This window comes from Nocardia sp. NPDC055029, from assembly GCF_053608525.1.
On sequence record NZ_JBSGVQ010000010.1, the window covers coordinates 114,452 to 133,544 of the forward strand.

Genomic DNA, 19,093 nt, shown 5'->3' on the forward strand with positions numbered 1-19,093 from the left:
TGTCGTGATTGTTTGCGCCGCCTCGCCCAGGGGAAAATGGGCGATGGGGGCATCCGGCGGGTACGGTCCATGCCGGACGCCACGGGTTCGGCAAGGAACGAGGGTGCACGGTGTACGTAGTGATCATGGGGTGCGGACGGGTCGGCTCGTCGCTGGCGCGCGCCCTGGTCCGGGTGGGACACGAGGTCACGGTGATCGACCGCGATCCCAGCGCCTTCCGCCGCCTGGGTGAAGGGTTCACCGGGCAGGAAGTGGTGGGTGTCGGTTTCGACCGGGATGTGCTGACCCGCGCGGGAATCGAGCGCGCCGACGCCTTCGCGGCGGTGTCCTCCGGTGACAACTCCAACATCATCTCGGCCAGGGTGGCCAGGGAGATGTTCGGCGTCGAGCGCGTCGTCGCCCGGATCTACGACGCCAAGCGCGCCGAGGTCTACGAGCGGCTCGGTATCCCCACCATCGCGACCGTGCCGTGGACCACCGACCGATTCCTGCGCACGCTCATCGGTGACAACTCGACCACCACCTGGCGCGATCCGACGGGCGCGGTGGCTGTCACGCAACTCACCCTGCACGAGGACTGGTCCGGGCGCACCGTGCGCGATCTGGAACGCGAACTCGGGGTGCGGGTGGCGTTCATCCTGCGCTTCGGCCAGGGTCTGCTGCCCGAATCCAAGACCATCGTCCAGGCCGACGACGTGGTCTACGTCGCGGCGACGTCCGGCAGTGTCGGTGAGACGATCGCCTTGGCCGCCAAGGCCCCCCTGAGCGAGGACTGAACAACATGAAGGTGGCCATCGCCGGAGCGGGCGCCGTCGGGCGCTCGATCGCCAGGGAACTGCTACGCGGCGGGCATCGGGTGATGCTGCTCGAACGGCAGCTCGACCACATCGACCCCGCCGCCATCCCCGACGCGGTGTGGGTGCACGCCGACGCCTGCGAGCTGTCGCTGCTCGAGAACGCACAGCTCGAGACCTATGAGGTGGTGATCGCGGCCACCGGCGACGACAAGACGAACCTGGTGCACAGCCTGCTCGCCAAGACCGAGTTCGGGGTGCGCCGGGTGGTCGCGCGGGTCAACGATCCGCGCAACGAATGGCTCTTCGACGAGTCGTGGGGTGTCGACGTGGCGGTATCGACGCCGCGGCTGCTCGCCTCGCTCGTCGAGGAAGCGGTGTCGGTGGGCGATCTGGTCCGGCTGATGACGTTGCGGCAGGGGCAGGCCAACCTGGTCGAGATCACCCTGCCCGCCGACACCCAGCTGGCGGGCAAGCCGGTCCGGACCCTGGTCATGCCACGTGACACCGCCCTGGTGACGATCCTGCGCGGCGGCCGGGTGATCGTGCCGCAGGCCGACGACCCGTTCGAAGGCGAGGACGAACTGCTGTTCGTCACCTCGGTGGAAGCCGAGGAAGACCTGCGCCTGACGCTGGCCACCCACGGCATCAAACCGTAACCGCGCTCAGGCGACCTGCAGCTCCGCGCGCAGCTTGTTCAGCGCGCGGTGCTGCATCACCCGCACCACACCCGGACTCGTGCCGATGGCCTCGGCGGTCTGCGCCGCGCTCCAGCCGAGCACGATCCGCATGACCAGCACCTCGCGGTGGTTCGGCGCCAGCACCTGCATCAGTTCGCGGGTGGCCGCGCCGCGTTCGTGGGCCAGCGCCCACTCCTCCGGGCCCGCCGCGATACTGGCGGCGTCGGGCAGCTCGGCCATCGGGTAGGCGGTGTGCTTGGCGCGGCGGAACGCGTCCGACACCTTGTTGGCGGCGATGCCGTAGACGAACGCCAGAAACGATTTGCCCTGGTCACGGTAGCGCGGGATGGCGGTGACGGTCGCCATCAGCACTTCCTGGGTGACATCGTCGCTGGTGACGGTGAGATGACCGGTGGCACCCATCCTGGCCGAGCAGTAGCGCCGGACCAGCGGATGCACCAGGCGCACGATCTCGGCGACGGCGTCGCGGTCACCGGCCGCTGCGGGTGCGATCAGTGCGTCCAGCTCGGCTCCGATGCGCTTGCTCTCCGACAGCACGGAGGCGGAGTTCTTCGATGCGCCGGAGAGACGGTGCTCGGGAGCCATCATGGTCGCCGGTCCTTTCACGATCACTGCGTTTTCAGTTACGCATTGATCGTGCGACGAACTCGACGGCCGGACCAGGCACCCCAGGGTGGGTAGATCCCCACCTCCCGCGGCGCTTCGGCCACGGCTCAGGCGGGCGCGGAATCCGTTCCGGCGCGGGCGGAATCGGATTTCCCGACCGGCAGATGACCCGCGCGGCGCACCGCCCACACGGTGACCACCAGGGCCACCGCCGTCAGCGGCCAGCCCATGCCGATTCTGGCCACCGCCAGCCAGGTGGTGTGGTCGGTGTCGTAGAGCTGCGACTGGACCAGGTAGCGGGCGCCGAACACGACCACCCACACGACCGTGGCGAGGTCGTAGAGCCTGCGGATGCGGCGATCGCCGCGCCAGTCGGTGCCGTGCCCGTTGAGGGCGCCCCAGATGACGCCGACCAGCGGCCACCGGAACAGGATCGACACCGCGAACACGCCCGCGTACACCAGGCTGGTATAGATCCCGAACAGGAAGTAGCCCTTGGCTTCCCCCGTCCGGGACGCGATGAACGCGCACACGCCGACACCGAGGAAACCGGAGATCGCCGGCTGCACCGGGCTGCGGCGGAACAACCGCCACCCGAGCACGCCCGCGGCCACACCGAGGGCGGCCCAGATGGCCGCGGTGAGGCCGGCGACGGTGTTCACCGGGACGAACACGAGCACGGGCAGGGTGGAGTAGATCAGGCCGCTGATCCCGCCCAGCTGCTCGAGCAGGGTCTGCTTCTGCTCGAGCTCGGCGTCGATCTCGGGGTCGACCGGGTTATCGGTCGCCACCGGCAGCGCCACGGTGGGTTCGGGGTCCGCGGCAATGCGGTACTCGTCGCTGGAGGGCATACGTCAGCTGTTCCCGCGCAATTCGTAGTAGGGGTTGAAGATCACCTTGCGGCCGTCGCGGTCGCCAACGCGACCACGGACCAGGATGCGCCTGCCCGGTTCGATACCGGGAATGCGCCTGCGGCCGATCCAGACGAGGGTGATCGCATCGGTGCCGTCGAAGAACTCGGCCTGCACGGTCGCGCCCGCGGCCTTGGGACACGCCTCGACACTGCGCAGCCTGCCCAGAATCGTGGCTTCCTCACCGCGACAACAGTCCGCCGCGCGCCGGGCACCGGAGGCGTCGGCCGTCTCCGCCAGCTCCTCGGCGTCGAGCTGATCGATATCGGCGGTCAAGCGGCGCCCGAGTCGACGAAAATATCCCGAGTCCGGACCCGATCCCGACTTGTGTCCGCCCGTGGATGACGACATGGCACGCTTCTCCCGCTAGTTGGCCGTACACCGCCACTGTAGATGGGCAAACGGGCGGCCGCTACGCTCGGTCCGTGTTGCGCACCCCACCCCAGGTCACCGTGGTCGCCCTGCCCGGAACCGGTTCCGACGCCGATTTCGCCGCCCGTGCGTTCGGACCGGCCGCAGCCGCGCACGGACTGGCGTTCCAGGCCGTCGAACCGGACCCGAAGGCCGTGATCGCGAGCTGTACCGCGGCTTTGGACGCCGCCGCAGCGCGCGGCCCCGTCCTGGCCGCAGGCATATCCCTCGGCGCCGCGATCGCGCTCGACTGGGCAGCCGGGCACCGCACCGCGGTGGTCGGTGTCATCACAGCATTACCCGCCTGGACGGGCGCCGAAACCGCCTCCTGCCCCGCCGCCTTGAGCGCCTCGGTTACCGCCGGGCAACTGCGCGCCGACGGACTGGATGCGGTGATCGAGCGGATGCGGGCGTCGAGTCCCACCTGGCTGGCCGACGCGCTCACCCAGTCCTGGCGCGGACAGTGGCCGCACCTGCCGCAGGCGCTCGACGAGGCCGCCGCCTACGCCTGGCCGACGGTCGAGCAGCTGGCCGACAGCGCGGTACCGGTGGCCGTGGTCGGCGCGAGCGACGACCCGGTGCACCCGATCGCCGTCGCCGAACAGTGGGCCGCGACGCTGCCACAGGCGCGACTGCATCGGGTGACCCTGGCCGAGCTGGGTGCCGATCCAGCGGTACTCGGGCATGCCGGGTTCGCCGAATTGGACGCACTGCTCCCCCGCCTCTCCGCGACTTTCGCCGGTCGCGACTAGGCGGCCCGCCGACCGACTGGGCGGACGATCTGGGATAGGTGGCGCGCTGGGCGTGCCCGGCGAGTTACCCACGTGCTCGCGAAATCAGTTGTCCCGCAGGATTGCCCGCTGCTTGTCTCACAGCGGGCACCCGCCTAGTTCAAGCCGAGCTGCTGCATCGCCGACCCATCCGCACCACGACGCGGCTCGTCGGGCAGCTTCGGGGGCAGCGCCGAGGTCGGCGGGGCCTGCGCGGCGGCGGCCTGCGCGGCCAGTGCCTGCTGCTGGGCCAGCACCTGCTGCTGGTGGGCGGCGGCCAGCTGTTCGGCCAGTTCCTGCGGCAGTACCACCGGCAGCGGATCACGCACGGGCAGCGGCTCGTCACCGCGACGCACCACAGCATCGGCCAGAACCGCGCGCGCGGCCGTGATCAGCGGGCTGCGCTCGTCCACCGCGCCCGACGGGCCTGCGGCGACCAGGCGGATCATCCAGCGCGGTCCGTCGACACCGATGAAGCGCAGGTCGGCGCCCTCGGTGATCGCCTTGACCTCGCGACCCCACGGGCCCTTCTCCACGGCCACGCTCGCGCCGTCACCACGCAGCGATTCGGCCAGATCCGCGGCGACCGTGCGCCACTGGCCTGCCGACTTCGGCGCGGCGTAGGCGGCGACGGTGAGTCTGCCGTGCTCGGTGGCCAGATGCACCGCCTGCGGGGTGCCGTCCGGGCTCATCTCCACCTGCAGCTGCCCGCCGGCGGGCACGGGGATGACCACCGACCCCAGATCGAGGCGGCGCTCGATCATCTCGTCGGAGACCTCGCTGATGTCGTACGGGCCGGCGGCGGCGTCCGGCTCGTGGTCGAAATTGCCGTAGATGCGCTCGTCGGTCGGCGCGTCGTCGAAGTCCAGGTGCGCGAAGTCGGGACGCTGGAACTCGTCGGTGTCGTACTCGTCGGAATCGGCGTACTCACCGGATTCGTCGTAGTCGATCTCGTCGTCGTAGGCCGCGTACTCGTCCTCGCGTGGTGCGCGCTTCTTCTTGCCGAACAGCCCCATTACGCCTCCTCGCCGGCCAGGCTGGCATGCCCGCCGCTCGACCCGTATCCGCCGGTGCCACGGGCGGTGTCGTCGAGATCGTCGACCTCGGCGAAATCGACCAGCTCGACCCGCTGCACCAGCAATTGCGCGATGCGGTCACCACGGCGCAGCTCGATCGCCGTGCGCGGGTCGTGGTTGATCAGGCACACCTTGATCTCGCCGCGATAGCCCGCGTCGACCGTGCCGGGGGTGTTGACCACCGACAGGCCCGCCTTCGCGGCCAAGCCGGACCGGGGATGGATCAACCCGACCGTGCCGAGGGGCAGCGCGATCGCGATCCCGGTCCCGACCAGCACCCGCTCGCCCGGTTCGATGATCACGTCCTCGGTGGTACAGAGGTCGACGCCCGCATCACCCGGATGGGCACGCGTCGGCACAGGGATGCCGGGATCGAGCCGCCGCAGCGGAATCGGTGCAAGTGCGTTCACATCGGTCGAGCCTACGCGGTCGGCGCCGGACCTTCTCGTCGCCGCCCCAGCGTGGTGACCTAGTGTTGAGGGGTGCCCGACCAGCCCCATTCGCCGACCGCCGACACCGCGGACACCGACCGCCCCGCGCCCTCGGCGCACGGTGCCTCGCCCTACCGGGAACGCCTGTGGGTGCCGCTGTGGTGGTGGCCGATCGGCTTCGCCATCGCGGGGCTGCTGGCCGCCGAGATCCACATGGGAGCGCCCGGCCCGCGCGCGTGGCTGCCCTACGTGCTCCTCGCGCCGGTGCCGGTCTGGATTCTGTTGTGGATGAGCAGGCATCGCCTGGAAGTGACCGTCGCGCCCGACGGCGCCGCGGAACTGCGCGTCGACCGCGCCCACCTGCCGGTGAGTTTCGTCGCGCGCGCCGCGGCCGTCGCGCCGACGGCCAAGAGTGCGGCGCTGGGCCGACAGCTCGACCCCGCCGCGTATGTGCAGCACCGGGCCTGGATCGGCCCCATGGCGCTGCTGGTTCTCGACGACCCGGACGACCCGACGCCATACTGGTTGATCAGTACGCGCAGGCCGGACCGGGTCTTGGCCGCGCTCGGACTCCCGAGCGCGGGCTGACCCGTCGCGTCGCCTTTAGGCGGCGCAGTCCATGCAGATCAGCTGGCCGCCCTTCTCGCTGGCCAGTCGGCTGCGGTGGTGCACGAGGAAGCAGCTCGAACAGGTGAACTCGTCGGCCTGCTTCGGGACCACCCGAACGCTGAGTACTTCGTCGGACAGGTCCGCGCCGGGAAGCTCGAACGATTCCGCTGTATCGGATTCGTCGATGTCCACGACGGCGGACTGCGCCTCGTTGCGGCGGGCCTTCAGCTCCTCGAGCGAATCCTCCGACACTTCGTCGGATTCGGTGCGCCGCGGTGCGTCATAGTCGGTTGCCATGTCGTCTTCCCCTCAGTCCTTACTCCGTATATCCCGGATCGGTTCGATTGCCGTACCCCGCAGGGGTCCGGCGTTCGTACCGCCCCGCCGGTGGTGCACCTCACACGTACACCGGTCGCCTATCAGGGTCGATCGGCGATCGATCACTCCGACAGCGTTCGGTTAACGCAGGACATGCCCTTGTTGTTCCCGCGACCGACCACCGTTTCACCGGTGATTATTCGATCTGGGCGGGCAGACAATAGCGGACCTACGGACAAATGTCGCAATCAAAACCCGGCCGAGTCGAAACCGACGACGAATCTTCACCTGGCGGGAAACTCGCCGAGACATCCCGCACTCACACCCGGCCGCCGGACTCGTAGAGTGAGCGCGTGGTTTCACTGATCACCGAAGGCAGCGCGACCGATCGCGACGGCACACCCTTCCCGCGACGGCGGCCCGAGCTCTGGCTCGCGCTGGTCCTCGTGCTGGCTCTGGTGAGCCTGCTCGTCTGGATCACGGCGTTTCGCACCCATGACGACAGCAACGAGCCGATGGCCTGCAACGCACCGAGCACGCCGACGGCCACCAACGCACCCCAGCCCGCGCCGCTCGGCACGCGGGTCGGCCCTTCCCGCCTCGACGAGGTCGATCCCGCCGCGCTGGCGGAGTCGAAGGTCAGGGTCTTCAACGCCAACGGCAAGAGCGGTCAGGCGGGCAACATCGCCTCCGCGCTGGGCGACCTCGGATTCGCCGGCGCGCCGGGGACACAGGTCGGTAACGATCCGGTCTATGTCGGCGGCGACCTCAACTGCACCGGGCAGATCCGCTTCGGCGTCAACGGCAGACCCGCGGCCGCGTCGGTCCAGCTGGTCGCGCCGTGCGCCGAACTGATCGAGGACCCGCGCACCGACGACTCGGTCGACCTGGTCCTCGGCCTGGCCTTCGGCGAATCGCTGCGGCCCGGCGCCGACGCCGAGGCTGTCCTGCGGGCACTGAAGAACCTGGCGCCCGGCGCCAGCTCGTCGTCGATCGATCCCGCGCTGATCGAGGCCGCCCGCGACGTCAAGTGCTGAGCCTGCGGTCCCGGCCCTGACGCCGGGACCGCCCTCGCGGTTCAGTCCGGCAGCGACTCGGTGGCGCCGACGCGCTCGAGCAACGCGGTCAGCTCCCCGGCCACTCCGGGAGCGGCCACGATCGTGATCTCCCCCGCGGCGCCGCCGACGGTGACCTCGGGGACACGCACGACGGCCCCGGCCTCGGCGGCGATCAGCGCGCCCGCCGCCCAGTCCCACGCGTTGAGGCCGTGCTCGTAGTAGGCGTCGAGTTCGCCCGCCGCGACATGGCACAGGTCCATGGCGGCGGCGCCGAGCCTGCGGATGTCGCGGATCTCCGGGAGGATCTCGGTCAGCAGTCGCGCCTGCCGTGCCCGGCGCTGCCTCCCGTAGGCGAAGCCGGTGGCCACCAGGGCCACCGCCAGCGAGTCCTCGCGGGCACAGGTCAGGATCGTCGTCGTGCCGTCGGCGCGCACCGCCGTGGCGCCACCGCCACGCGCGGCGCTGTAGGTGGTCGCTGTCGCCACGTCGACCACCGCGCCCGCGACCGGACTGCCGTCGCGCACCGCGGCCACCGAGACGGCGTAGCCGGGCAGCCCGTACAGAAAGTTCACGGTGCCGTCGATCGGGTCGACGACCCAGGTGACGGTGCCCGGCGCACTCGCCCCGACATCGCCGCCGCCCTCCTCGCCGAGGATCGCGTCGGCGGGCCTGCGCTCGGCGAGCAGCCCGCGGATCAGCTGCTCGGACTCCGTGTCGACGACGGTGACGGGATCGGTGACGTGCCCCTTGGTGGCCACGGCGCCCTCGGCGGGACCGCCGTCGGTGAACACCTCGGGTCTGCGGGCACGCACGTGCGCGGCGGCCGCTTCGGCGAGTTCCACGGCGAGCGAACGCAACTCGTCGTCATCGGCGGCGACAGTGGGGGTGGTGGTCTCGAAGGCTGTGGGTTCGGGCACCACTCCATGGCATCACATGCCGAGTCGACTCGCCCGGGACGTGACTACCGCTACTCTTTGTCAGGCACATCGACCGCACGAGCGAGGGGTTGAACCATGTCTGCTCGAGGGCACGCCTTCGGCATCGATATCGGCGGCAGCGGCGTCAAGGGCGCGGTGGTCGATCTGGCCACCGGCTTGCTGGCCCACGACCGGATCAAGATCGCCACGCCACAGCCGTCCACCCCGGACGCGGTCGCCGGTGCGGTGGCCGAGCTCGTCGCGCAGGCGGAGTGGGACGGACCGGTCGGCCTGACCCTGCCGTGCGTGGTGCTCGACGGGCACGCCAGGACCGCCGCCAATGTCGACCACGGGTGGATCGGCACCGACGCGCGCTCGCTGTTCAGCAAGGCGCTGGGCGGGCGTGAGGTGACAGTCCTCAACGACGCCGACGCCGCGGGCCTGGCCGAGGACAGCTACGGCGCCGCCGGTGCCCTCACCGGGCTGACGCTGCTGCTCACCTTCGGCACCGGCATCGGCTCGGCGCTGATGTACAACGGCACCCTCGTGCCCAACTCCGAACTCGGCCACCTGGTGATCACCGGCGCCGAGGCCGAGCACCTGGCGGCCGCCTCGGTGAAGGACCGCGAGAACCTGACCTACCCGCAGTGGGCCGAGCGGGTCAGCACCGTGCTGCGCCACATCGAGGACCTGTTCTGGCCGAACGTGATCGTGGCAGGCGGCGGCATCAGCCGCGATTACGACCAGTGGATCCCCTTGCTCACCAACCGAACTCCGGTGATTCCGGCCGTTCTGAAGAACACCGCGGGTATCGTCGGCGCCGCCATGGCCATCGAGATGGGCATCGCGCCGTAGTGCGGCGCGCAGGGCGGCGCAACGCCTCGATGGCATCGTGCCATGAGTACCCTGGTTGGATCGTTACAATGGAACACGTCCGGCGGTGAGCCGGTGAAACCTTCCGGCCGCGGCCGGTCGCGAGAAGGCCGGTGAACATACCGGCGTCACCCGACCGACGCACCGCCGGTGCAACCCGACCGACCGCTCCGCCGGAAAACCACTCTGGCGTGACGCCGCACGAGACCGTCACGAAAGGGCGTACGTGGTAGCCACGAATACCCGTCAGACCGCCGACTCGGCCGACGCCGACGCCGACGCCACCACCACGGCCAAGAAGGCTCCGGCCAAGAAGGCCGCTGCCAAGAAGGCTCCGGCGAAGAAGGCCGCTGCCAAGAAGGCTCCGGCGAAGAAGGCTGCCGCCAAGAAGGCACCGGCCAAGAAGACCGCCGCGAAGAAGGCGACCTCGGCCGAGGGTGGCGAGGAACAGCTCGAGGACGAGTCGATCGAACTCGACGATCTCGGTGATCTCGAGGTCTCCGAGGACGAGCTCACCGACGGCGACGCCCTGGTCGAAGAAGTGGCCGAGGACACCACCGAGGAAGCCGAGACCGAGGAGCCCTCCGAGAAGGACAAGGCCTCCGGCGATTTCGTCTGGGACGAGGAGGAGTCCGAGGCGCTGCGCCAGGCACGCAAGGACGCCGAGCTCACCGCCTCCGCCGACTCGGTGCGCGCCTACCTCAAGCAGATCGGCAAGGTCGCGCTGCTCAACGCGGAGGAGGAGGTCGAACTCGCCAAGCGGATCGAGGCCGGCCTGTTCGCCGCGGAGAAGATGCGCGAGTTCGCCGAGGCCGGCGAGAAGCTCTCGGTGACCACCCGCCGCGATTTCAACTGGATCGTGCGCGACGGCAACCGCGCCAAGAACCACCTGCTCGAGGCCAACCTGCGCCTGGTCGTCTCGCTGGCCAAGCGCTACACCGGCCGCGGCATGGCGTTCCTGGATCTGATCCAGGAGGGCAACCTCGGCCTGATCCGCGCGGTCGAGAAATTCGACTACACCAAGGGTTACAAGTTCTCGACCTACGCGACGTGGTGGATCCGTCAGGCCATCACCCGCGCCATGGCCGACCAGGCCCGCACCATCCGTATCCCGGTGCACATGGTGGAGGTCATCAACAAGCTCGGCCGCATCCAGCGCGAGCTGCTCCAGGACCTGGGCCGTGAGCCCACCCCGGAGGAGCTGGCCAAGGAAATGGACATCACGCCGGAGAAGGTCCTCGAGATCCAGCAGTACGCGCGTGAGCCGATCTCGCTGGACCAGACCATCGGCGACGAGGGCGACAGCCAGCTCGGTGACTTCATCGAGGACTCCGAGGCCGTCGTCGCGGTCGACGCGGTGAGCTTCACCCTGCTGCAGGATCAGCTGCAGTCGGTGCTGGAGACGCTGTCCGAGCGCGAGGCGGGCGTGGTCCGGCTGCGCTTCGGCCTGACCGACGGTCAGCCGCGCACCCTCGACGAGATCGGCCAGGTCTACGGCGTGACGCGCGAGCGCATCCGCCAGATCGAGTCGAAGACCATGAGCAAGCTGCGCCACCCGAGCCGGTCGCAGGTGCTGCGCGACTACCTCGACTGACCGAGCTTTACCGCGAGGCCCGTATCCATTCGTCCCGGATGGATACGGGCCTCGTTTCATTTCCGAATAAAAATGCCGATCGGTCCGTATTGCCAATAAACCGGACTCGGTAACCTTTTCGTGATCAAACCCACAGTGCTGGATTGCGCTGTGAACGCCGCGAATTCGCGATCTTCACCGTATTGTCACAGACAGTTTTTCGTTCTACCGCCGCCGCTCTGCGGTACGGCATTGAGGGTTTTTCGCGGCGTGCTCGACATCTATCACTTCAGCTACGGCTGGTTCACCCCCGTTCTCGCCTATTTCATGTCCGTCACCGGCTGTCTGCTCGGCCTGCAGTGCGCGGCCCGCGGCCGCAACGCGGTGGAGGGACGGGTCGGCTGGCTGATCGGCGCGGCGATCGCCATCGGCGGAACCGGCATCTGGGTCATGCATTTCATCGCCATGCTCGGTTTCACCATCCGCGGCGCGGAGATCCGCTACGACATCCCGCTGACACTGTTCAGCGCGATCACCGCGATGGTGGTGGTCGGAATCGGGCTGTTCATGGTCAACAAGCCCCAGCCGACGCTGCGATCGCTGCTGGCGGGCGGCACGATCACCGGCCTCGGCGTCGGCACCATGCACTACACCGGTATGTACGCGATGAGGTCGACGGCGACGGTGACCTACGACCCGAAGATCGTCACGCTGTCGATGGTGATCGCGGTGGTGGCCTCGATCGTGGCGCTCTGGTTCACGTTGCGCGTCAAGGGTTTTCTCGCGACGGTGGGCGCGGCGATCATCATGGGCGTTGCCGTCACCGGGATGCACTACACCGGCATGGCCGCCATGCACGCGCACTCCAACCATCACGCCGCGCCGCCGACGGGTTCGGGCGCGATGGATCTGCTGGCGCCGCTGATAGGGGTGAGCAGCATCGTCACCATGCTGGTGCTGATCAGCGTGAGCCTCACCGAGATCGAGAACGAGGAGGCGCTGCCACGGATGTGGCTGACCTCCCGGCATCAACCGAAATCCCGTCGGCAGCAACCGATTCCGCCCGCTCCCCTGCCCCCGGCCCCCGGCGCGCCGACCCGCGAGCACATCGATTACCGCACCGAGGAACTGGTCTACGACGGCGCGGGCAGCTGGCCGCGCCGGGTCGTCGACTGATCAGCTCGCCGCCACCTCGGTGCGGCGCCGCGTGAATTCGACGACCGGCTCGACGACCCTGGCCGCGATCGGTCCGAGAATCGCCATCAGCAGCACATAGGCCGAGGCGAGGGCGGCCAGCCGCGCGTCGGCCTTGCCGTAGGCGACGGCCAGACCCGCGATGACGATGGAGAACTCGCCGCGCGCCACCAGCGCGGCGCCCGCCCTGGCGCGGCCCATCCGGCGGATCCCCTGCCTGCTCGCCGCCCACCAGCCCACGGCCACCTTGGTGCCGGTGGTGACCACAGCCAGCGCGACCGCCCAGCCGAACACCGGCGGCACCGCGGCCGGGTCGATCGAGAGCCCGAAGGCGACGAAGAAGATCGCGGCGAACAGATCACGCAGGGGCTCCAGCAGTTTCGCCGCCTCGTGCGCGGTGGAACCGGAGATCGCGATGCCGAGCAGGAACGCACCGACCGCGGCCGAGACGTTCAGCGCCGAGGCGGCACCGGCCACCAGCAGCGCGGCGCCGAGCAGCTGTAGCAGGAACACCTCGCGGTCGGCGCTGTCGAGCACCGCAGAGACCAGCCTGCCGAAGCGCAGCGCCACCACCAGCACCACCGAGATGGTGGCCAGCGCGATCGCCAGCGACACCAGCCCGCTGAGCAGGCTCAGCCCGGCCAGCATCATCGTCAGGATCGGCAGGTACACCGCCATCGCCAGGTCCTCCAAGACCAGGATCGACAGCACGACCGGCGTCTCGCGGTTACCGAGGCGGCCCAGGTCGTCGAGCACCTTGGCCACGATCCCCGACGACGAGATGTAGGTGACGCCGCCGAGGACGACGGCGCCGGTCACGCCCCAGCCCAGGATCAGCGCCACCGCGGCGCCGGGTAGCGCGTTGGCCACCAGATCGAGCACGCCTGCCGCCCAGGAGCGCTTCAGGCCCGTCATCAGCTCGGGGGCGGTGTACTCCAACCCGAGCAGCAACAGCAGCAGCACGACGCCGATCTCGCCGGCCAGGTGCCCGAACTCGGTGGCCACCTCCAGCTCGAAGAATCCCCCGCGCCCGAACGCCAGCCCACCCAGCAGGTACAGCGGGATCGGCGACATCCCGAACCGGCCCGCGACTCGCCCGCAGATGCCTAGCGCGAACAAGATCACGCCGAGCTCGAGCAGAGCCAGGGCCTGCGAGGTCACGGCCGTCAGCCGTGCGCGAGGATCTTCGCGGCCGCGTCCAGGCCGTCCGGGGTGCCGACGACGACGAGCAGATCACCCTCGGTGAAGGTGAAATCCGGGCCGGGCGACGGGTGCAGCTGACCGGCGCGCATCACCGCGACGATCGAGGTCTTGGTGCGGGTGCGCATCCCGGTCTCGCCCAACGTGCGACCGGCGTACGGTGATTCGTCGCCGATCGCGAGCTGACGGGTGGTGATCCCGGGTAGGTCGCGATGGTCGTCGTTGAGTTTGGCGACCAGCTGCGGCGCGCCGAGCAGGTTCGCCAGCACCGACGCCTCGTCAGTCGACAGCGGCACCTGGGCCGCGATCGCGTCCGGGTCGTCGGGTTTGGACACGATCAGGTCGATGTCCCCGTCGCGGTGGGCGATCACCCCGACGCGGCGGCCCGACTTGACCTCGAAATCCTTGCGCACTCCGATCCCCGGTAGCGCTGTGACGTCGACGTTCACACCGTCCACAGTAGTCGCGCGGTGACCAAGGATGTGGTCTACGCCACTTCGCCGCGCTGGGGCGTGCCGAACAATCCGTTCGTGCCGGGCAGGTACGGCTCGGCCGCGAGCACCGCGGCCACCGGCAGCGGGGCGTACAGATGCGGGAACAGCATCGAGGCCGGATCGGTCGGCACACCGGGCTCCCATTTCACCTCGCCGGTGAACCGGGCCGGGTCCAGCCACAGCACCATCATGTCGGTGCGCCCGGCGAAGAGCCGGTTGGCGGGCAGGTGGACCTGGGTGGGGGTGGACAGGTGGACGAAGCCGCTCTCGGTCAGCGACGGCGGCCTGCGTTCCCCGGTTCGCTGGGATTGTTCCCATTCTTGGGAAGAACACAGGTGAACAAGCGTGTGGGTGTCGGATGTCACGGGTAATCTCCGGGTAGACAACAGGTTCGGACGGGAAAGACCCTGGCACAGGATCGACGAGGTGGCTCGGTTCGGTGGCGCGGCCCGCGGGTAACGGGCAACACCGCAGCGAGCGACAGATTGATGAGTGACTGGTTCGTGTGGGAGGTGGCAGCGACGGCGCCGTGGGTGATCGGCGGGTGCTCGAGACGGTGACCAGTGGTGTTCGCTTTCAGCGAAACCGCAGGTCGTGTTATCGAAAACACAAAGATTCACTTCCGGGAACAAAGCCTGAACCCCGAACGTCTGACAGAGTAGTCGTACCCCTGCTGGGAAGTAGCGGATGCGAGCCTCGTGGAGTGACCACGGGGCCCACACCTAGGCGAACGGCCACGCAGCGCCGGGAGCCGGGACGGAGGAGTCATGCCAGGAACCCTGACCAGCACCCCACTGACCGCGGTCGATCGTTGCGATCGTTGCGGGGCGGCTGCCCGAGTGCGTGCCGTTCTTCCCGCGGGTGGCGAGTTGCTCTTCTGCCAGCACCACGCGAATGAACACATGGACCGCTTGCGCGAGCTCGAAGCCGTGATCGACACGGAATCCGCTCCCGCTCTCTGACCACTCCTCGCGTCCGAAACAATCACATCTGACAACAGAACATCCCGACAGCGGGCGACCCGGACAGGGCGCCCGCTGTTGTTGTATCCGGGGTCAGTCGCCCGCGTCGGCGAGGATGCCGTCGACCAGCGTCGCGACCCCGTAGGCGAAGGCGCCGTCGGGGTCGGCCGGTGCCTGATAATGCTCGCCGACGGCGGTGCCGACCCGACTCGCGAGGGGGAAGTCGGCGGCGGGCATCACCTCGGCCAGCAGCGGGCCGTGCACCTGCCACCAGTCCGCGTCGCTGAGCTGGGCCGTCGCGCCGGCGGCCGCGACGGCGAGGCGGGCATTGCCGGTGGCGAAGTCGGTGAGCACCGCGATCGCGCGGTCCATGGCGAGGTCGGTCAGGCCGGTGCCGGAGATCGCGCGGAGCTGATTCTCGTAGCGGCGCATCCTGGCCGGGCCGAGCACCTGACGCCACGGGGAGACCTCGAGCAGCCACGGGTGCGCGATCAGCTCGGTCCTGATCCGCGTGGCGATCGCGATCATCCGGTCCCGGATCGGCAGGTCGGCGGGGATCGGCGGGTCGTCGGCGGCGACGGCGTCGACCATGAGCACCAGCAGCGCGTCCTTGCTCGGCACGTAGGTGTAGAGGCTCATCGCGCGCAGGCCGAGTTCGGCGGCCACCGCGCGGATCGTCAGCTTCTCGATGCCCTCGCGATCGGCAAGGGCGATGCCGGCGGCGACCACGGCGTCGACCGTGAGACCGGGTTTGGGTCCGCGCGCTCCCGGCTTGGCGGGCAGGGCGTGCCGCCACAAGAGCTCGAGGATCTGGGTGGCCTGCGCGGTGGCTTTCTCGGCGCCGTCGGTGGGCACGAGCCGTCCTTTCTGGCACTCGGGAACAAACTCAGTACAGTGTACGTTGTTCGGTTGTTCGTGTTGCCCGATCAGAGGAGACCGCTCTGCCCGCCACCCAGGCCACCTATCTCCCCGACCGTCATCTGTTCGCGCTGTGGACCTGGGCCGGTCATGGTGCCGGTGCCGCGCCCGCCGGTATCGGCGACCCCGAAGCGCTGACGCTCGCGCTGCCCGTCGGCGAGCGCGGCGCGATCGAACCGGTCGAGATCCCGGCCGCCGTGGTGACACCCGCCGAGCTGGCCGGTATCACCATCGCAGACCTCGCGCCATCGGCCCTGGCGTGGCGCGAGCTGCTGGCCGCCGCACGACGCACAGCCACGGCGGGCGAGGCCACCGCACCGCCGAGCCGCGACACCGGCGCGATGAAACCACCCGGCGACGGGTCGGCGATCCCCGTGGAGCTACCCGCCGCGGCGCACGCTGTCCCCGATGCGGTCGGCACGTCAATCGTCTCGGCCCAGCGAGCGGTGCGCGTGCTGCGCGAGACCGCGGCGGCCGACGCCGAACTGGCAGCGGTCCTGGATGCCACCTTGCGGCCGTATCAGGTGCGCGGGGTGAGCTGGCTGCGCGAGACTGTCGACGCGTTCGGCGGTGCGGTGCTGGCCGACGAGATGGGACTGGGCAAGACCGTGCAGACCATCGGGTTCCTGCAGGGGCGCGCCGACGGACCGCAACTCGTGGTGTGCCCGACCTCGCTGGTGGGCAACTGGGTGCACGAGATCACCCGGTTCGCGCCGGGGCTGAAGGCGGTGTCCTGGCGTGGCGGCGATGTGCCCGTCGGCGCGGGGACCGTGGTCGTCACCGGATATCCGACCCTTCGGCTGCAGGGGGCGGCACTGACCGGACAGCAGTGGACCACCGTGGTATTCGACGAGGCGCAGGCGCTGAAGAATCCGCGTACGCAGGTATCGAAGGCGGCGCGCGCCCTGCTCGCGGACGCCAAGGTGGCGCTCACCGGCACCCCGGTGGAGAACCATCTCGACGAACTGTTCGCGCTGCTCAATCTCACGGTGCCGCGACTGTTCGCCCATCGCACGCAGTTCCGGCGCCGGTTCGTCCGGCCGATCGAGGAGGGTTCGGCCGCGGCGGCGGCCCGGTTGCGCGCTGCCGTCGAGCCGGTGGTGCTCGGCCGCAAGAAGATTCACGTCGCGGCCTCGCTGCCCGCGAAGATCCACAGCGATCTGCTGTGCGATCTGACCGCCGAGCAGGAACGGGTCTACGACGCGGTCCTGGCCGAGGCGCTCGACGAGGGCTTCGGTTCCGGCCTGCAACGTCAGGGCCGGGTGCTCGCCGCGCTCACCCACCTCAAGCAGGTGTGCAATCACCCCGGGCTGATCTCCGGTGACCTGGGCGAGATCGCCGGTCGCTCCGGCAAGCTCGACCTGTGCACCGACATCGTCGCCACCAATCTCGACACCGGTGACCCGACACTGATCTTCACCCAGTACCGCCAGACCGGCGAGCTGCTGGTGCGCCATCTCGCCGAACAGTTCGGGGTCGACGCGCCGTTCTTCCACGGCGGGCTCGACGCCGACCAGCGCTCAGGGATCGTCACCGCGTTCCAATCACCGGACGGCCCACCGGTGCTGGTGCTGAGCTTGCGCGCCGCGGGCACCGGTCTCACCCTGACCCGCGCCGCCGATGTGATCCATTTCGATCGCTGGTGGAATCCCGCCGTCGAGGCGCAGGCCTCGGACCGGGCGCACCGGATCGGGCAGACCCGCACGGTCACCGTCACCACGCTGACCAGCGCGACCACGGTCGAGGAGCACATCGCGGCGATGCACACCCGCAAGTCGGCGCTCACCGATCTCTCGGACGCGGCGGGCATCGCCGAGCTGGCCCGGCTCGACGACGACGCCCTCGTCGACATCCTGCGACGGAAGCGAGAGAACTGATGGCCGACAACGAATTCGGTTACACGGCGTGGGGCAGGGACTGGGTGCGGCTGGCCGAGCCGCTGCGCCAGACCCGCCCCGAACCGCTGCTGCCCCGCGCCCGCAGCATCGCCCGCAACGACGGGGTGCGGACCGAGATCGAGGGGCGGACGGTGCGCGCGCACCTGCATCGCGGCGGACAGGCTTCGATCGCGCATGTCGAGGTGGCGCCGCTGACCAGGGCGGCGATCACCGCGATCGCGCGAGTGATTCCCGATCCGACCGTGGTCACCGACGAGATGCACCGGGCGCTGCTCGACGCGGGGCACTCCCCGGCGCCGACCCTGGTGAGCACCGATTGTTCCTGCTCGGCCCGGACCGCGCGGTGTCTGCACGTGCTCGCGGTGCTGTACGCGATCGCCCGGCAGGTGGACGAGAATCCGCGGGTGGCGCTGGAACTCCAGGGGTATTTCGACGCCACCGAGGAGGCCGGGGCTCCGGTCCAGGAACCGCGCTGGACCAGCATCAACGCGCTCGACCCGACCCAGTTCTTCGAGCGGATGCACTGAGAGCTTCGCCGGTGGGCCGTGACGTCGCCGCGACCTGCCGAGGCGGGCCGCGGCGACGACGACCGCGGCACGGCCGATGGCACGTTCACCGGCAGTGCCGCACTCAGGCGTTGGTGCCGCCGTCGATCGTGATGATCTCCCCGGTGATCGTCCGGGCCGACGGGCCCGCCAGGAACGCGACCAGATCGGCGACGTCTTCGGCGGCGCCGAACCGGCCGAGCGCGTTGAATTCGCGCTGCGCGGGTGCGTGGTCGCTGCCCGCCGGGTTCATGTCGGTGTCGGTCGGGCCAGGCTGGACCAGGTTGACGGTGATGCCGCGCGGGCCGAGTTCCCTGGCCAGCGCCTTGGTGTAGCCGTTGAGCGCCGACTTGCTCAGGTTGTACAGCGCCAGTCCGCCGAAGAGCGCGCGGTCGGTCAGGTTCGAGCCGATGGAGATGATCCGGCCGCCCTCGCCCAGGTGCGCCAGCGCGGCCTGGCCCGCGACGAACGGCGCGCGGGCGTGGATGTTCAACGCGCGATCGATCTCGTCGATGTTGAACTCCTCGTACGGCTTGGCCGGGAAGATGCCCGCGTTGTTCACCAGGACATCCAGGCCGCCGAGATTCCGCGCGGTCCGGTCGACGGCGGCGACGACCTGGGCGGCGTCGGCGCTGTCGGCCTGGATCGGCAGCGCTCGCCTGCCCAGCGCCTTGATGTCCGCGGCGACCGACTTCGCCGCGATCTCGTCGCGCTGGTAGGTGAACGCCACATCGGTGCCCGCGGCGGCCAGTCTGCGGGCGATCGCGGCGCCGATCCCCCGGCTGCCGCCGGTCACCAGGGCCACGGTGGTGCTGCTCGTCATCTGGCGTGCTC

At 69.7% G+C, this 19,093-nt stretch carries 23 protein-coding genes; 11 read left to right on the plus strand and 12 right to left on the minus strand.

The window, feature by feature from the left end; translation table 11 throughout:
• The first annotated feature begins 110 nt into the window (after positions 1 to 110).
• Positions 111 to 776 carry a potassium channel family protein gene (locus ACWF9G_RS12245; protein WP_379306167.1) on the plus strand — a complete coding sequence of 222 codons (666 nt, stop codon included), beginning with the start codon at positions 111 to 113 and terminating at the stop codon, positions 774 to 776.
• Between the two features lie 5 nt (positions 777 to 781).
• Positions 782 to 1,453, plus strand: coding sequence for a potassium channel family protein (locus tag ACWF9G_RS12250; protein WP_189023973.1), 672 nt, complete (start codon positions 782 to 784; stop codon positions 1,451 to 1,453).
• 6 nt (positions 1,454 to 1,459) lie between these two features.
• Here the strand turns inward: ACWF9G_RS12250 and ACWF9G_RS12255 are convergent, their stop codons facing one another.
• The 3 genes from ACWF9G_RS12255 to ACWF9G_RS12265 all read right to left on the minus strand — a co-directional run bounded on the left by ACWF9G_RS12255 (position 1,460) and on the right by ACWF9G_RS12265 (position 3,363).
• Complete coding sequence (locus ACWF9G_RS12255; RefSeq protein WP_379306281.1) at positions 1,460 to 2,080, minus strand: sigma-70 family RNA polymerase sigma factor; 621 nt, start codon at positions 2,078 to 2,080, stop codon at positions 1,460 to 1,462.
• Positions 2,081 to 2,208: 128 nt separating this feature from the next.
• Positions 2,209 to 2,952: a DUF3159 domain-containing protein gene (locus ACWF9G_RS12260; RefSeq protein WP_379306169.1), complete on the minus strand. Its 744-nt coding sequence runs from the start codon at positions 2,950 to 2,952 to the stop codon at positions 2,209 to 2,211.
• A gap of 3 nt (positions 2,953 to 2,955) precedes the next feature.
• Complete coding sequence (locus ACWF9G_RS12265; protein WP_189023975.1) at positions 2,956 to 3,363, minus strand: OB-fold nucleic acid binding domain-containing protein; 408 nt, start codon at positions 3,361 to 3,363, stop codon at positions 2,956 to 2,958.
• Between the two features lie 74 nt (positions 3,364 to 3,437).
• On the opposite strand from ACWF9G_RS12265, the gene ACWF9G_RS12270 reads away from it, so the two are divergent.
• Entirely contained in the window at positions 3,438 to 4,175 is a 738-nt protein-coding gene (locus ACWF9G_RS12270; RefSeq protein ID WP_452515180.1) for an alpha/beta fold hydrolase, read from the plus strand.
• A 134-nt stretch (positions 4,176 to 4,309) separates the two neighbouring features.
• Here ACWF9G_RS12270 and ACWF9G_RS12275 read toward each other — a convergent pair whose 3' ends face one another.
• Both ACWF9G_RS12275 and dut read right to left on the minus strand, forming a co-directional pair.
• A complete protein-coding gene (locus ACWF9G_RS12275) occupies positions 4,310 to 5,203 on the minus strand; it encodes a DUF3710 domain-containing protein (RefSeq protein ID WP_452515260.1) in 894 nt (297 codons plus the stop codon).
• A 5-nt stretch (positions 5,204 to 5,208) separates the two neighbouring features.
• Complete coding sequence (gene dut, locus ACWF9G_RS12280) at positions 5,209 to 5,679, minus strand: dUTP diphosphatase (RefSeq protein ID WP_379306175.1); 471 nt, start codon at positions 5,677 to 5,679, stop codon at positions 5,209 to 5,211.
• Positions 5,680 to 5,751: 72 nt separating this feature from the next.
• On the opposite strand from dut, the gene ACWF9G_RS12285 reads away from it, so the two are divergent.
• On the plus strand, positions 5,752 to 6,288 hold the full coding sequence (locus tag ACWF9G_RS12285) for a DUF3093 domain-containing protein (RefSeq protein WP_452515182.1): 537 nt from the start codon (positions 5,752 to 5,754) through the stop codon (positions 6,286 to 6,288).
• 15 nt (positions 6,289 to 6,303) lie between these two features.
• Here the strand turns inward: ACWF9G_RS12285 and ACWF9G_RS12290 are convergent, their stop codons facing one another.
• On the minus strand, positions 6,304 to 6,606 hold the full coding sequence (locus ACWF9G_RS12290; protein WP_218716942.1) for a DUF4193 domain-containing protein: 303 nt from the start codon (positions 6,604 to 6,606) through the stop codon (positions 6,304 to 6,306).
• Between the two features lie 374 nt (positions 6,607 to 6,980).
• On the opposite strand from ACWF9G_RS12290, the gene cei reads away from it, so the two are divergent.
• On the plus strand, positions 6,981 to 7,664 hold the full coding sequence (gene cei, locus ACWF9G_RS12295) for an envelope integrity protein Cei (protein ID WP_379306177.1): 684 nt from the start codon (positions 6,981 to 6,983) through the stop codon (positions 7,662 to 7,664).
• 41 nt (positions 7,665 to 7,705) lie between these two features.
• Here the strand turns inward: cei and ACWF9G_RS12300 are convergent, their stop codons facing one another.
• Positions 7,706 to 8,602, minus strand: a complete 897-nt coding sequence (locus ACWF9G_RS12300; RefSeq protein WP_452515184.1) for an inositol monophosphatase family protein — start codon at positions 8,600 to 8,602, stop codon at positions 7,706 to 7,708.
• Positions 8,603 to 8,698: 96 nt separating this feature from the next.
• Between ACWF9G_RS12300 and ppgK the strand changes: the two genes are divergently transcribed.
• The 3 genes from ppgK (at position 8,699) to ACWF9G_RS12315 (ending at position 12,224) form a co-directional block, all read left to right on the plus strand.
• Positions 8,699 to 9,457 carry a polyphosphate--glucose phosphotransferase gene (gene ppgK / locus ACWF9G_RS12305; RefSeq protein WP_379306181.1) on the plus strand — a complete coding sequence of 253 codons (759 nt, stop codon included), beginning with the start codon at positions 8,699 to 8,701 and terminating at the stop codon, positions 9,455 to 9,457.
• Positions 9,458 to 9,701: 244 nt separating this feature from the next.
• A complete protein-coding gene (locus ACWF9G_RS12310; protein WP_452515187.1) occupies positions 9,702 to 11,069 on the plus strand; it encodes an RNA polymerase sigma factor in 1,368 nt (455 codons plus the stop codon).
• 231 nt (positions 11,070 to 11,300) lie between these two features.
• Entirely contained in the window at positions 11,301 to 12,224 is a 924-nt protein-coding gene (locus ACWF9G_RS12315) for an MHYT domain-containing protein (RefSeq protein WP_452515188.1), read from the plus strand.
• Here the strand turns inward: ACWF9G_RS12315 and ACWF9G_RS12320 are convergent, their stop codons facing one another.
• From ACWF9G_RS12320 to ACWF9G_RS12330, 3 genes are read right to left on the minus strand one after another with little or no spacing between them, the layout of a single operon-like run.
• Positions 12,225 to 13,403 (minus strand): cation:proton antiporter, encoded by a 1,179-nt coding sequence (locus ACWF9G_RS12320; protein ID WP_379306186.1) that lies wholly within the window; start codon positions 13,401 to 13,403, stop codon positions 12,225 to 12,227.
• Between the two features lie 5 nt (positions 13,404 to 13,408).
• Positions 13,409 to 13,891, minus strand: coding sequence for a cation:proton antiporter regulatory subunit (locus tag ACWF9G_RS12325; protein ID WP_189023997.1), 483 nt, complete (start codon positions 13,889 to 13,891; stop codon positions 13,409 to 13,411).
• Between the two features lie 38 nt (positions 13,892 to 13,929).
• The gene (locus ACWF9G_RS12330; RefSeq protein WP_452515191.1) at positions 13,930 to 14,301 is read right to left on the minus strand and encodes a DUF952 domain-containing protein; all 372 of its coding nucleotides are present in this window, start codon (positions 14,299 to 14,301) and stop codon (positions 13,930 to 13,932) included.
• A gap of 402 nt (positions 14,302 to 14,703) precedes the next feature.
• Here ACWF9G_RS12330 and ACWF9G_RS12335 point away from each other — a divergent pair, with 402 nt between their 5' ends.
• Entirely contained in the window at positions 14,704 to 14,898 is a 195-nt protein-coding gene (locus ACWF9G_RS12335; protein ID WP_029903635.1) for a DUF7455 domain-containing protein, read from the plus strand.
• A 93-nt stretch (positions 14,899 to 14,991) separates the two neighbouring features.
• On the opposite strand, the gene ACWF9G_RS12340 is transcribed toward ACWF9G_RS12335, so the two are convergent.
• Complete coding sequence (locus ACWF9G_RS12340) at positions 14,992 to 15,753, minus strand: TetR/AcrR family transcriptional regulator (protein ID WP_452515192.1); 762 nt, start codon at positions 15,751 to 15,753, stop codon at positions 14,992 to 14,994.
• 125 nt (positions 15,754 to 15,878) lie between these two features.
• Here ACWF9G_RS12340 and ACWF9G_RS12345 point away from each other — a divergent pair, with 125 nt between their 5' ends.
• Positions 15,879 to 17,693: a DEAD/DEAH box helicase gene (locus ACWF9G_RS12345; protein WP_452515262.1), complete on the plus strand. Its 1,815-nt coding sequence runs from the start codon at positions 15,879 to 15,881 to the stop codon at positions 17,691 to 17,693.
• Positions 17,693 to 18,241, plus strand: a complete 549-nt coding sequence (locus ACWF9G_RS12350; protein WP_452515194.1) for a hypothetical protein — start codon at positions 17,693 to 17,695, stop codon at positions 18,239 to 18,241. The genes ACWF9G_RS12345 and ACWF9G_RS12350 overlap by 1 nt, the downstream gene beginning before the upstream one ends.
• Positions 18,242 to 18,344: 103 nt before the next feature.
• Here the strand turns inward: ACWF9G_RS12350 and ACWF9G_RS12355 are convergent, their stop codons facing one another.
• Positions 18,345 to 19,082 (minus strand): SDR family NAD(P)-dependent oxidoreductase, encoded by a 738-nt coding sequence (locus ACWF9G_RS12355; protein WP_452515196.1) that lies wholly within the window; start codon positions 19,080 to 19,082, stop codon positions 18,345 to 18,347.
• Between the last annotated feature and the right edge of the window lie 11 nt (positions 19,083 to 19,093).

What these genes read in the sequence shown, in the direction of transcription:
- ppgK (WP_379306181.1), top strand. Translation starts at nt 8,699, where the DNA reads ATGTCTGCTCGAGGGCACGCCTTCGGCATCGATATCGGCGGCAGCGGC.
- ACWF9G_RS12350 (WP_452515194.1), top strand. Translation starts at nt 17,693, where the DNA reads ATGGCCGACAACGAATTCGGTTACACGGCGTGGGGCAGGGACTGGGTG.
- ACWF9G_RS12355 (WP_452515196.1), bottom strand. Translation starts at nt 19,082, where the DNA reads ATGACGAGCAGCACCACCGTGGCCCTGGTGACCGGCGGCAGCCGGGGG.
- ACWF9G_RS12250 (WP_189023973.1), top strand. Translation starts at nt 782, where the DNA reads ATGAAGGTGGCCATCGCCGGAGCGGGCGCCGTCGGGCGCTCGATCGCC.
- ACWF9G_RS12265 (WP_189023975.1), bottom strand. Translation starts at nt 3,363, where the DNA reads ATGTCGTCATCCACGGGCGGACACAAGTCGGGATCGGGTCCGGACTCG.
- ACWF9G_RS12260 (WP_379306169.1), bottom strand. Translation starts at nt 2,952, where the DNA reads ATGCCCTCCAGCGACGAGTACCGCATTGCCGCGGACCCCGAACCCACC.
- ACWF9G_RS12255 (WP_379306281.1), bottom strand. Translation starts at nt 2,080, where the DNA reads ATGGCTCCCGAGCACCGTCTCTCCGGCGCATCGAAGAACTCCGCCTCC.
- ACWF9G_RS12290 (WP_218716942.1), bottom strand. Translation starts at nt 6,606, where the DNA reads ATGGCAACCGACTATGACGCACCGCGGCGCACCGAATCCGACGAAGTG.
- ACWF9G_RS12335 (WP_029903635.1), top strand. Translation starts at nt 14,704, where the DNA reads ATGCCAGGAACCCTGACCAGCACCCCACTGACCGCGGTCGATCGTTGC.